Source organism: Chelativorans sp. J32 (assembly GCF_000518985.1).
Taxonomy (GTDB): Bacteria; Pseudomonadota; Alphaproteobacteria; order Rhizobiales; family Rhizobiaceae; genus Chelativorans.
This window is the reverse complement of the sequence record NZ_JAEQ01000019.1, coordinates 73,130-84,941: the sequence shown is the minus strand read 5'-3', so window position 1 is coordinate 84,941 and position 11,812 is coordinate 73,130. Positions and strand designations below refer to the sequence as shown.

The following is an 11,812-nucleotide window of genomic DNA, read 5'->3' as shown; positions in this document are numbered from 1 at the left end:
CGTCAGATGACGGCGCCCTGCTCTTCCAATGTCTTTCGCAGTCTTGCGATGTCGGTATGCCCCCCTGCGGCGAGTGCCGCAGATACGCCTGCCGCATGCCCGGTGGCAAAGGCTGTGCCCATCACCCGGATGGAGCCATATGCCTTCGGATCGGCACCTATGACCCTTCCGGCCAGCCGCAGATTGGCGATGTTGACCGCCTCGATCGCGCCGGCGCGAATATCGAAAAAGCCTTCCCCACCGATATCCACGAACCGCGCGCGGCCGGGAGCTTCGTGAACTTCCATTGGCCAGCTCGCGCGGGCAATGCCGTCCGGATGGCGGCGACCCTCCACGACATCCTGCTCGACCACATCGGCGCGCGAGAACGGCCGCCGTGTCTCCCGGATCCCCATCTGCGGGCCGGTTGAAACCAAATAGGCTTTTTCGAAACCGGGATGACGGCGCAGGACCTCCAGGTTTCGCCAGGCAAGTTCGCGTGCCTTGAGTTCCACTTCCGTCAGGCTCTCGCCGGTGATGCCGTCGGTTTCCAGATCGATCGCCATCCACCATATGTCGTTGCTGAGCGGCAGACGCGAAACGACACCGCCATCGGCCCGCAAAATCGGCATCTCGGCTGTCTTGTTATGGTCGGCGATGAGAGCGGCCATGATCTTGCGGTCGAAGACCACGTCTTCGGGTACCCCGCCGATGCGGATGGGAAAGGATGCCGCCTGAAGATGCGCATTTGCGCCGCCCGGCTGGCTCAGCGGTACGCCAGCCAGCGTCGCAAGCGTCGCTTCACCGCTGGCATCCACGAAGGCATCAGCTTCGACGGTCGTCATCCCGGAATGGTCGACCAGTGTAACGGAACGAATGCGCTCACCTTCCACTTCGGCGCCGGTCAGGCGCGTGTGCAGGCGTATATTGACGTCGTTTCTGCACGCCAGGCGATCGAAGCCAAGCTTCGCCGCCTCTGGATCGAGCATGATGATCCAGTAGCCGCTTTTGGAGACGATCGGGGCGATATCGATGCCCAGCGCCCTCAGTTCCAGAAGGAGATCCTGTCCTATGCCGAGCACCATCTGCCTTGGCGTCTCGCCACGGGCGAAAAATCCGCAATAGGCGAGCACCTGCGCATTCGTGACCGCCCCGCCCATGAAGCCGTAGCGTTCGACCAGAAGCGTCCTCGCGCCTGTCCGGGCGGCTCCCACGGCTGCCGCTATGCCGCCGGCCCCCGCACCAACCACCACCACATCATATTTCTCAACGGTCTTAGTCATGCCTCTCGTGGATACGCCTTTGCTGGAAATTACCGCGGGACGCGCTAGAGCACGCCCATATGGCCGCCGAGGAGCGCGAGTTGCGCCTTCGCCATCTGTGGTCCTGTCTGTATCGGAAGGCCGCGCGCCATCGCGGCTTTAAGGAACGGCGTCACCTCCGGCGAGGTGACCACGTCTGCGACGAGCGCCGACGATTTCAACGCGGCCAGTGCATTTTCGGCGAGCGGAACCGGATCGCCTTCCTTCATGCCGAGCGGCGTTGCGTTGACCACCAGGTCGAGCGCTCCGAGATCGCCGGCTTGCGTGCCGATTTGGGTCGCCGGGAATTCGGCGCGCAAAAGCCCCGCAAGGCGCTCCGCCCGGGCAATGTCGATATCGGAGATCGCCAGCGAGGCGACACCCGCCTCGCAAAGCGCGTGCGCTATCGCGCTGCCCGCGCCGCCGCCACCGATGACGAGCGCGCGCTTGGCATCGGGCACAAAACCGTTTCGGCGCGCTGCTTCGACGAAACCCATCCCGTCCACCATGTCGCCGATAAGCCTGCCACCGGCTTCGCGCTTGACGACATTCGTAGCGCCGAGCAGTGCTGCCCGCGGCGTGATCTCGTCAATGCCGGCTGCAACCGCCTGTTTGTGCGGTATGGTCACCACGAACCCGTCAAGGTTCTTCCACTGCCGCGCCATGGACAGGAAGTCCGCTACGCCTTCCGGCGCGATATCCATCGCAATCATCGCCACATCACTGCCCGACTGCGCGAACGCCGCGTTGAAATTTTCCGGCGATTTCACCTGTGCGACCGGCGAGCCGATTATTGCGACGAGGCGCGTGCTGCCCTTGATCATCTGCGTGTCCTCCGCGGCCGCCGCCTTTGTAATCTTGCTGCCGCGGCTGAGAACATGCCGGCCTTCCCTCCCGCGGGCCAATAGAATATGAAAGGCGTCCTATAATGCGAAGTTATAGACCTTCGCGCTTTTGGGTACTGAAGTAATGGCCAAGCCGAGATTGAAGGAAAGGCAGATCGAGGTTTTCCGCGCAGTGATGGCGACGGGTTCGCTTACCTCGGCCTCCCAACAGCTCGGCGTCTCCCAGCCGAGCCTAAGCATGACGATCCGCCGCTTCGAGGATGAGATCGGCGCCACATTGTTCGAGCGCATTGGCGGCCGGTTGGTGCCTACGGAGGAAGCGAAGCTCATCCTCGTTGAGGTGGAGCGTGTCTACGGCCAGTTCGACCGGTTATCGGAAGCCATACACTCGATCGCCACGGGCGACACGTCGGTCTTCCGCTTCGGCACCACCCCGAGCATCGGCATGCGGCTGGTACCGAAAGCCCTGAAGGTGCTCAAGGAGCGCTACAGTTCGCGCACTTTCTATTGCGATTTCCTCTCCCAAAAAGACATCCGCGACTATCTTCTCTTCGGGCAGGGATCCTGCGTTACCACGATCGCGGAGGCCAACGACCCGACGCTCGAGACGGCCGTGATCGCGAAGGGCAAGCTCGTCTGCCTGATGCCGCGGACCCATCGGCTGGCCCATCACAGTTCCATCTCCCCGCGGATGCTGGCGGACGAGGTGCTGATCTCCTTCGGCTCCGAAACACCACACGGCCGCTATATCGATGCCACCTTTGCGCGGGCAGGCGTCAGCCGCAAGACCGACGTGTTCGTCCATTTCGTGGAGGCGGCGATCTCCTTCGTTTATGAGAATATCGGCGTTTCGGTCATCGACGAGTTTTCTGCCATGGATTGCGAGCGGATGGAGCTGGTGGCGATCCCGGTCGAAGACAGCGTGGAGATCCCGGCCTATGTGCACTGGTGCCGGTTTCGCCCGCGCCCCAAGGCGACGGACGAACTGATCCAGGCGCTGACCGGCATAGCCCGTTCGCGTGGGATCGGCACCGCCTGACCGTTTTCCGAAGCCGATCCCGGCTTTCGGCCAGCATGCTAATCTCCAAGATAGAGACGCTCGATGGCCCCGCCCTCGGACAATGTGGCGGAGTCGCCGCTTAGAACGATTTCGCCGCCGCGCAGCACATAGACACCGTCTGCGTATTTCAGCGCGATGTCGATGCGCTGCTCGACCAGGAGCACGGCTGTCCCGAGGCTTGCCCAACGCTTCAGAAACGCCAGGATCGTCGGGATCAGCATCTCCGCAATACCCAGCGAAGGCTCATCGACGAGAAGGATATCTGGGCGTGCGACGAAGGCTTGGGCGAGCGCCAGCATCTGCTGCTGTCCGCCACTCAGGCTCGAGGCGGCGTCATCCAGCTTTTCATGCAGGATCGGGAACACCTCGTAGACATCCTTGAGCCGCGTCTCCAGGTCGGAAGCGTCTCCGCGCACGCCGAGGCGAATATTCTCCCTCACGCTGAGCCGCGGAAAGACGCGGTGCCCGTCCAGCACAAGCCGCAAGCCGTTCGCGACCATTCTTTCCGGCGCCAGACCGGTAATTTCGCGCCCGTTTGCCTTCACGCTACCGGCCGTCGGCCGGTTCAGCCCTGCCAGTGTGCGCAGCAGGGTGGACTTGCCAGCCCCATTGGGCCCCAGCACAAGAGTGAGCTGCCCAGCCGGTGCAACGAGGTTGATATTGCGCAGGATCGGTACCCGGCCATAGCCGGCCTCAAGCCCCTGGACCTCAAGCATCCCCGCCTCCGGTAAACAGCGCCCTGACCTTGGGATTGGATTTGATCTCTTCAGGCATTCCCGATGCCGCGACGGTTCCGGTCTCCATGACCGTGATTTCGTCCGCGACGTTCCATACCATCCTGAGATCATGCTCCACGAGCAGGATCGTCTTGCCCAGCTTGTCGCGGAAATAGACGAGCAGATACGCAAGATCCGCCCTTTCCTCCGGCGACAGTCCGCCTGCGGGTTCATCCAGCAGGATCACGCGAGCATCGGATTCCATCACCCGCAGGATTTCGAGCAAGCGCCGCTGGCCATGCGGAAGAAGCGAAGGATCCTGCCGTCGCCACCTGGCGGCAAGCGAACCGAGTTTCGCCAGGCCGTTCTCACCTCCGGCGCGACCGAAGCCTTCACGCCCGATCTGCACGTTTTCCCAGATCGACAAACGGTCGAAGATGCGCGGTGTCTGGAAGGTGCGGCCAACCCCCATGCGCGTGCGGCGCCAAGGCGCGAGCCTGGTGACGTTGCGACCGAACAGCTCCACCTTGCCGCTGTCGAGCGGCATGAAGCCGGAGATCGTATTGAGCATGCTCGTCTTGCCCGAACCGTTGGGGCCGACCAGCCCGTGAATGGTGCCCTCCTTCACGGAAAGCGATGCTCCGCCCAGCGCGACTGCGTTCCCGAAGGACTTGCGTGCCTCCCGAACCTCAATGAGGGCGGCGCCGTCCTCCGGGCGCGGTGCAGGCGAAGCGGCAAGCTCGTCATCCTTCCTGAGCGCGTCGTGCAGCGAGACGGTCACCTTCTCCGAGCCGCTGCGGCGTGAGGTAATCCACTTAGACAGGGTGCCGACGACGCCGTCAGGAAATGCCAGCATCACCGCAAGTGCGACGACGCCGTAGATGAGCAAGCGGTAGTGCGAAAAATCGGCAAGGAAGACGTTGGGCACCAGATGGAGAAGCCACACTCCGATGATCGGGCCGAGCAGCTTGCCCTGCCCGCCAACAATGACCGCGAGAAAGAAGAAGATGGAGAAATCGACCCGGAATGCCGTCGGGCCGACGAAACCGACCAGAGGCACATAAAGCACGCCCGCGATCGCGGTGCCGAACGCGGCAATCAGGAAGGCGATCGAGCGGATCGTTCCGGGATGGATGCCAAGCGCCTGGGCAGCCTCAGGACTGTTCGAGACGATGATCATCCTGCGGCCCAGCACCGTATGCGGAAGCACCGCGTGGAACAGCAGCGCGAAGGCGGCGAAGAGGACCGCGAGAATGGACAGAGGCGTGATCGAACCGTAGACGGGCGTCGCGAGCGACATGACAAATGCCGGCACACCGTTGACACCGCCGGTAATGCTGTCGAACGCGATCAGCAATTGCGGGAAGACGAGTGCTGCGCTCAGGGTGACGAAGCCCAGATAATATCCCTGGACGCGCAGCGCGGGAGCGGCAAACAGCGCGCCGAGAACGAGGCCCGCGCCGACGCCGCCGATCGCCGATAGCCAGAAGGGCTGGCCGTGCAGGCCTGTCATCACCGCTGCAGTCACGGCTGCGATGCCGAAGACCGCACCTTGGCCGAACGACATTTGACCTGCTTCGGAGATCAGCATGTTCTGCATGATGGCGACGACGATATAGAGCGTCACCAGGGTAAATGTGTACGTCCAGTACTGATTGCCGAGCGCGCCCGGAACAAGAATCGAAGCTGCGATCGCCAGAATGCCCAGCCAGACGGAAGACGGCAGTTTCAGGCGCTGCGATGCGGCCGGAGGAGTGGAAGCGGTATCCAGGGCTATATCTTGAGACATGGTTCCTAAACTTTCCGGGCGGCCGCGAGACCGAAGATACCCTCAGGCCGGAGCATGAGGACGGCGATCAGAAGGCCCATGGTGACGGTGTCCTGGTAAATGCCGCCGAAGCGGTAGGCCGCGAACATGGAGATGACGCCAACCAGCGCGCCACCGACCATGGCGCCGAGATTGCTGCCGAGACCGCCTATGACGAGGGCCGTGAAGCCGCTGAGTAGATAGCCTATGCCCGTGTCGGCGGAGATGTTGATAACGGGCGCACCCACGAAGCCGGTGGTCGCCAGCACCAGTCCGGAGATGCCGAAAGCAACAAGCTGAATACGCTTCACCGAAATGCCTGCCACCTTGGCCGCGTCAAGATCCTGCGCGATCGCGCTCATCGCAAGCCCCGTGAAGGTCTTCTGGTGGAACCAGCGGATGACAACGAACCAGAACACGGCAAGCGCCATCAAAAGGAAATAGGCCGAGGGCGTGCTCAACCCGAACACGGAAACGGGCGGCAGAATGCTCGGCACCCGGAACGCCAGAGAGCCGCCATAAAGATGGATTCCTGCCGAAAGGATCACCGAGATCGCCATGGTGGTGATCAGCCAGGAGTGCTGTTCAACAGAGGATTTGAGCGGGAACAGGGTCAACACACCCTGGAGCGACACGAAAACGAAAAGGCAAGCCGCGATCCCCACCGCCGCCAGGATCCAGATCGTCCAATCCGGTGTTGCGGGCAGGATGAAATAGGCCAGCACCCCGGCGAGGACCAGGAGCGCTCCATTGGCGAAATTCAGGATTCCACTCGAATTCACCACGATATTGAAGCTCATGCCGATCAGGGCGTAGATCGCGCCTTGCCCCAGACCGCGCACAAGGATCAGCGCCAGTTCGTCAATGCTCATATTCACACTCCGCTACAGCATCGGCCTGAAAGCCAAACGGCCTTGGGAAAGCACGATGCGTAGTTTCACTCGCCTGCAGCGTCCTTGTGCGGCCTGCAGGCGCCGCCGCTAGACGGCGCCCGATGGGAAGTCAGCAGCCGGCGCGCTCCTGGATGCCGTATTCATCGATCGTGTCGGGCTTCACAACGGAAAGCGCCTCAGGGCCGACGAGGAAGTGGGATTCGGCGCTTGCAGCCAGACCTTTGTTGACACCGTCGAAGGAGGAGATGTTCTCCACGATCCATTTCGCCACTGCCGGACCGGAGGTGTCGCCACCGTTGCCCTCCACCGCGGCCTTCAGAATAAAGACCGAGTCGTAGAAGAGGGCCAGGAAGTTCATGGGATAGCGATCGGCGGAACCAGGCTTGTAGGCCCTTACCGCTTCCACCAGATCGATCGCCTTCTGCGGCTTGCCGTCCGCCTTGCAGTAGGTGAAGCCGGCATAGTTCAACGCGATCACGTTCTTGAACAGCTCGGGGCCGCCGGCGGCAAGCGCCTGCGTGGCAAGCGAAACGCCGTAGCTGCCGGAAATATTGACGTCCCAGTTGAGCTGGGCACGGCTGAGCAGCACATTGGCGGTATCGTCACCGGTCGACGTGAAGAGCAGGATCGCATCCGGCTCGCCCGAGCGCAGTGCGAGCAGCTGAGGTGTCAGGTCCTTTGAGTTGTAGTTGTATTCCTGGATACCGGTGAGCTCGATGCCCTTTTCCTCCAGGACTTTCTGGATCTCGGCTACGGCAGTCTTGGCCTGCGCGCCATTGTCGGAGAAGATTGCGACCTTCTTGGCGCCGAATTGCGATGCGGCATTGTCCACCATGGCGCGTGCCTGCGTCTCGGCATTCGGCAACATGCTGAAGCTGTACGGGCCGGCGGCGGGGGTGATGGTGGAGGAACCAGAGACATTGATCGATGGGATCTGCGCTGCGCTCAGCAGCGGCAGAACGGCAAGCGTCACCTGGCTGTAGGTCGGGCCGACGGCCATGTCGATGCCGACCTGGTGCACCAGGCGGTTGGCCTCGCCGACGCCGATCGTCGGGTCGGTCTGATAATCGGCGACCGTCATTTGCACCTGGCGCCCGGCAATACCGCCAGCCTCATTGATCTGCTTGACCGCGAGTTCGACAGCCACCAACGAAGCCTCCCCCAGGGCTCCCGCACCGGTAACCGGAACGAAGGCGCCCAGCTTGATGGGTTCATCGGATTGCGCGAGCGCCGGGGCGACCGCGCCCATGGCAGTGGCGACGAGCGCGGCAAATATGCGACGTGTCAATTTCATGTGGTTCCTCACCATTGATACTCGACGACAATCCTTGCACCCATTCGAAGCCGCGTCGAAAACTTCGGATGCGTGTTTAGAAGCCTTCGCCCGACCCGCAGCGGCTCCTTTTTCTTTAGTACCATTTTTCGGTACAAAAATTCATTTTCCGGTGATATAGACGAGCTACTGCGGGTGAGTCAATTGCGGTGACGGCGCGGCTGGACATTGCGAACCCCGGTTGACCCGTTTCGACAAATCCTTTGAAGGTAAAGTCCCCCGAGTCGGGCTATCAGCAGAGGAAGGATTAGGGACCGGTGACGCAGACCAGAAACCACGAACCGAAATCCGGCCCGTTGGAGCGCTATATCACAATCCTCGAAGCGGTCGTCAGCTCGCCCGAAGGTCTCACGATACGCGAACTCGAGACCATGCTCGACCTGCCGAAGACGACGGTGAACCGCCTGATTGCAGCCCTTTCGGCGAGCGGATTGGTGGAACCGGGCGATCGGCGCGGCTCCTATACGCTCGGCCGGCGGCTGTCGCAGATCCTGCAGTCGGACACCGCCTGGATCGAGCTTGCCAGCAAGCGTCTCTTGAAGTCCTTGGCCGATGAAACCGGCGAGACATGCTTCATTGCCCGTCTCTATGGCGCGACGATCAGATCGGTCGTCATGGAATCGCCCGATGCAAGCGTGGGGGTCTATGTCATGCCGGGGCATCCGCTGCCGCCTCATGCGACGGCCACGGGCAAGCTGCTGACGGCGCTACAGGAGCCGAGCCTGCGCGAGGCGATCCTGGAGACCGAGTTGAACCAGCTGACGCCGCGGACCCTGCTCGACCGCAGCCAGCTGGAAGAGGAATATCGCAAGATCCGCGAGCAGGGCTACGCGATCGAGAACGGCGAGCATGTGCGCGGCCTGTTCACGATCGCCTACCCCATCGTGCTGGTTCCTGGCCAGCCACCGATTTATGCCCTCGGCATGACCGGACCAGCCGAGCGGATCGGCGCGCAATCCGTGCCGGCCCTGCTACAGAAGCTGGAGCATACGGCAGCGGAATTCGCCCATGTCTTCGCCCCGAACGGGAAAAACGCAATTAAGCCGAAACCCCGCTAGGGTCTCACTAGGCGCTGCGGGCCAGTTGCCGATCGTGCCAGTCGAAATAGCGCATGGCGAGCCCGAGAAACCAAGGCTTGCCCGTGTAGAAGGGCATGGTCGGAAACCCTTTGGCGGCAAAGATGCTGTCCTGGTCGGGTTCTCCAAGAATGCGCGCAGCGATTTTCCTGCCGAACGTGCTGCCCATGGTCACGCCGGCAAAATTGTAGCCCATGGCATAGTGGACATTGCCGTTCCGGCCCATATGCGGCATCAGGTCGAATGTGCCGGCGCAATAGCCGTCCCAGGCGTGACTAAGGCGTAATCCCCGCGCCTCCGGCAGCACCCGGTCGATGATGCCTTTCATACGCCTCGCAATTTCCTCCGGTCCACCAAGGGGAGCCGCCGTCGCGCCGCCGAACAGGATGCGGCGCGAATCCGGCGCGGGCCGGAAGAAGTCGATATTGGTGTTGGAATCGATCACCGTCCGGCCGTGCGGAATGAGTCGGTCGAGAAGTTCCTGGGGCATCTCCTCGGTAGCGGCCATATAGGCACGGAACGGCACCACCCGGCGTCGAAACCAGCCCAGCCGCGAGGTATAGCCATTGGTGCCCACCACCACGTGATCCGCAATGATGGTCCCCCTATCGGTCTGCACCTCGCATTTGCCGTTCGCAAGTTCCCGTATCGCCAAAACCTCGGTCCTGCCGAACACGCCCACGCCCGCGGCGACGGTCCGGTCCAGAAGTCCCTTATGATAAAGACCGGGATGCAGCGAGCCGCTATCGGGAATAACCGCCCCGCCTTCATACACATCCGTGCCAAGCTCCTCCCTCACCCGTTCGCGCGGTAACATGGTGTGCGCAAACCCCATATCCGCCTCGAGAACCGCCAGATCCTTGGCAAGCGCATTGAAATGTCCGCGCGAAGTCGCGCCGATAAACCTCCCCGGCCTCGCAGCGAAACAGGCGATATCCTCCTTCTCGATCAGATCGAACGTGAAGCGGTAGGCCGCATTCAATTCGCCATAGATCGCTCGGGCTTTATCCTTACCCTTGGCTGCTGCGAGTTCCGAATAGGATTTCTTGAGCACCCGCCCGATGAAGCCCGCATTGCGGCGCGATGCGCCCTCGCCGGGGTTCTGCCGATCCAGAATAGCGACCTCATGTCCCCCACGCGCGAGGTGGAGGGCAGCGCTGACACCGGTAAACCCGCTGCCGATGATCACCACGTCATACCCGTTTTTCGGATCGCGCTCCTCGAATGGAACGGGAGCGGCGGCGTCCCACCAATAGGGCTGAAACTTGAAGTCGGGAGTCGTGATGTCAGACATGGAAAGCCGAGTGTTGGGCGCGCTCGCGCCGTGGAGAATGCTTAAACCGTTTTTCGGTATAAAATACCATTTACCGGTACATACTTCGCATGTATGGTCTGCGTCAATCGCGCTGATCGCGTCGATAAGGGTTCAATGATCCGGAGACCTTTGGGATGAGCCACATCCTCCACCGTTCCAGCCACTCAATGCCGCCTATGGTTGTCGAGGGGCGAGGCAGCTGGCTCATCGACAGCGAGGGTAGAAGCTATCTGGATGCCTCGGGAGGCGCGGCTGTTTCCTGTATCGGCCACGGCCACCCGCGCGTCATTGCGGCGATCACCCGGCAAGCGGGGAAGGTCGAATATGCGCACAATTCGTTCTTCACGAGCGCGCCGGCGGAGGAACTCGCGGATCTGCTGATCGCACGCTCGCCTGAACCGCTATCCAAGGTCTATTTCGTCAGCGACGGGTCCGAAGCGGTCGAGACAGCGCTGAAGCTTGCGCGTCAGTATTATGTCGAACGTGGTGAGACGAGCCGCAGCGTGGTCATCTCGCGCCGCCAAAGCTATCACGGCAACACGCTCGGCGCCCTTGCCGTCGGCGGGAACATGGCGCGCCGGGCCGACTATGCCCCGTTGTTGATGACCGTCGAGCACGTCTCGCCCTGCTTCGATTATCGCGGCCGCGCGCCCGGCGAGAGCCTCGAAGACTATGCCGACCGGCTCGCCGCCGAACTTGAGCAGACGATCGCGCGCCTCGGCAGTACTTCCGTCATGGCTTTCATGGCGGAGACGGTCGTGGGCGCGACGGCCGGGGCGGTGCCGCCGGTCGCCGGTTATTTTCGCAAGATCAGGAACATCTGTAGCCGTCACGGCATCCTTCTGATCCTGGACGAGGTGATGTGCGGCACCGGGCGGACCGGAACCTTCCACGCATTCGAACAGGAGGGCATCGTTCCGGATATCCTCACCAACGCGAAGGGGCTGGGCGGCGGCTACATGCCTATTGGCGCCGTCTATCTCAGCAGCGACATCGACGACACGATCGCGCGCGGTTCCGGCGCCTTCAAGCATGGCCACACCTATAATGGCCATCCGCTCGCCTGCGCCGCCGCATTGGAGGTACAGAAGATCATCGCTGAAGAGGAACTGGTAGAGCGCGCATTGCGCCAGGGCGAAAGGCTCGCCGCTCTGCTGCAGGATCGCTTCGGCCAGCATCCCCATGTCGGCGACATTCGCGGCCGTGGGCTTATCCAGGCCATCGAGCTGGTGGCCGACCGGGAGGGTGCATCGCCCTTCGACCCGAAGCTCGGCATTGCCGCGCGCATCAAGGCCGAAGCGATGAAGGCGGGGCTGTGCATCTATCCGGGAGCCGGCACGATTGACGGTGCTAGAGGCGACCATGTCCTCCTCGCTCCGCCATTCACAGTTTCCGACGACGAGCTGACCACGGCTGTCGAGCGCCTTGGAACCGCAATCGACCGCTGCCTTGCCAGCACTGACCCAGCCTCGAGCATTTCAAGATGA

Annotated in this window: 10 protein-coding genes; 3 read left to right on the top strand and 7 right to left on the bottom strand. The window is 62.1% G+C overall.

Translation table 11 applies throughout. The annotated features are described in order from the left end of the window. Positions 1-2 precede the first annotated feature (2 nt). A complete protein-coding gene (locus tag CHEJ32_RS0119905) occupies positions 3-1,262 on the bottom strand; it encodes an FAD-dependent oxidoreductase (RefSeq protein ID WP_028035360.1) in 1,260 nt (419 codons plus the stop codon). Positions 1,263-1,306: 44 nt separating this feature from the next. Next, positions 1,307-2,104 carry a shikimate dehydrogenase gene (locus CHEJ32_RS0119900; protein WP_028035359.1) on the bottom strand — a complete coding sequence of 266 codons (798 nt, stop codon included), beginning with the start codon at positions 2,102-2,104 and terminating at the stop codon, positions 1,307-1,309. A 145-nt stretch (positions 2,105-2,249) separates the two neighbouring features. On the opposite strand from CHEJ32_RS0119900, the gene CHEJ32_RS0119895 reads away from it, so the two are divergent. Next, complete coding sequence (locus tag CHEJ32_RS0119895) at positions 2,250-3,164, top strand: LysR family transcriptional regulator (protein ID WP_028035358.1); 915 nt, start codon at positions 2,250-2,252, stop codon at positions 3,162-3,164. 38 nt (positions 3,165-3,202) lie between these two features. Here CHEJ32_RS0119895 and CHEJ32_RS0119890 read toward each other — a convergent pair whose 3' ends face one another. The 4 genes from CHEJ32_RS0119890 to CHEJ32_RS0119875 form a co-directional block, all read right to left on the bottom strand. Continuing rightward, entirely contained in the window at positions 3,203-3,901 is a 699-nt protein-coding gene (locus CHEJ32_RS0119890; protein ID WP_028035357.1) for an ABC transporter ATP-binding protein, read from the bottom strand. After that, positions 3,894-5,690: an ATP-binding cassette domain-containing protein gene (locus tag CHEJ32_RS25440; RefSeq protein ID WP_051469790.1), complete on the bottom strand. Its 1,797-nt coding sequence runs from the start codon at positions 5,688-5,690 to the stop codon at positions 3,894-3,896. Before CHEJ32_RS25440 ends, CHEJ32_RS0119890 begins: the two co-directional genes overlap by 8 nt. A 5-nt stretch (positions 5,691-5,695) precedes the next feature. Next, positions 5,696-6,580, bottom strand: a complete 885-nt coding sequence (locus CHEJ32_RS0119880; protein WP_034658820.1) for a branched-chain amino acid ABC transporter permease — start codon at positions 6,578-6,580, stop codon at positions 5,696-5,698. Between the two features lie 130 nt (positions 6,581-6,710). Then, entirely contained in the window at positions 6,711-7,895 is a 1,185-nt protein-coding gene (locus tag CHEJ32_RS0119875) for an ABC transporter substrate-binding protein (protein WP_051469789.1), read from the bottom strand. 296 nt (positions 7,896-8,191) lie between these two features. Here CHEJ32_RS0119875 and CHEJ32_RS0119870 point away from each other — a divergent pair, with 296 nt between their 5' ends. Then, on the top strand, positions 8,192-8,992 hold the full coding sequence (locus CHEJ32_RS0119870; protein ID WP_028035354.1) for an IclR family transcriptional regulator: 801 nt from the start codon (positions 8,192-8,194) through the stop codon (positions 8,990-8,992). Between the two features lie 7 nt (positions 8,993-8,999). On the opposite strand, the gene CHEJ32_RS0119865 is transcribed toward CHEJ32_RS0119870, so the two are convergent. After that, complete coding sequence (locus tag CHEJ32_RS0119865) at positions 9,000-10,304, bottom strand: FAD-binding oxidoreductase (RefSeq protein WP_051469788.1); 1,305 nt, start codon at positions 10,302-10,304, stop codon at positions 9,000-9,002. A 155-nt stretch (positions 10,305-10,459) separates the two neighbouring features. Here CHEJ32_RS0119865 and CHEJ32_RS0119860 point away from each other — a divergent pair, with 155 nt between their 5' ends. Next, positions 10,460-11,812 carry an aspartate aminotransferase family protein gene (locus CHEJ32_RS0119860; protein ID WP_028035352.1) on the top strand — a complete coding sequence of 451 codons (1,353 nt, stop codon included), beginning with the start codon at positions 10,460-10,462 and terminating at the stop codon, positions 11,810-11,812.

What these genes read in the sequence shown, in the direction of transcription:
- CHEJ32_RS25440 (WP_051469790.1), bottom strand. Translation starts at nt 5,690, where the DNA reads ATGTCTCAAGATATAGCCCTGGATACCGCTTCCACTCCTCCGGCCGCA.
- CHEJ32_RS0119895 (WP_028035358.1), top strand. Translation starts at nt 2,250, where the DNA reads ATGGCCAAGCCGAGATTGAAGGAAAGGCAGATCGAGGTTTTCCGCGCA.
- CHEJ32_RS0119880 (WP_034658820.1), bottom strand. Translation starts at nt 6,580, where the DNA reads ATGAGCATTGACGAACTGGCGCTGATCCTTGTGCGCGGTCTGGGGCAA.
- CHEJ32_RS0119905 (WP_028035360.1), bottom strand. Translation starts at nt 1,262, where the DNA reads ATGACTAAGACCGTTGAGAAATATGATGTGGTGGTGGTTGGTGCGGGG.
- CHEJ32_RS0119860 (WP_028035352.1), top strand. Translation starts at nt 10,460, where the DNA reads ATGAGCCACATCCTCCACCGTTCCAGCCACTCAATGCCGCCTATGGTT.
- CHEJ32_RS0119890 (WP_028035357.1), bottom strand. Translation starts at nt 3,901, where the DNA reads ATGCTTGAGGTCCAGGGGCTTGAGGCCGGCTATGGCCGGGTACCGATC.
- CHEJ32_RS0119875 (WP_051469789.1), bottom strand. Translation starts at nt 7,895, where the DNA reads ATGAAATTGACACGTCGCATATTTGCCGCGCTCGTCGCCACTGCCATG.
- CHEJ32_RS0119865 (WP_051469788.1), bottom strand. Translation starts at nt 10,304, where the DNA reads ATGTCTGACATCACGACTCCCGACTTCAAGTTTCAGCCCTATTGGTGG.
- CHEJ32_RS0119900 (WP_028035359.1), bottom strand. Translation starts at nt 2,104, where the DNA reads ATGATCAAGGGCAGCACGCGCCTCGTCGCAATAATCGGCTCGCCGGTC.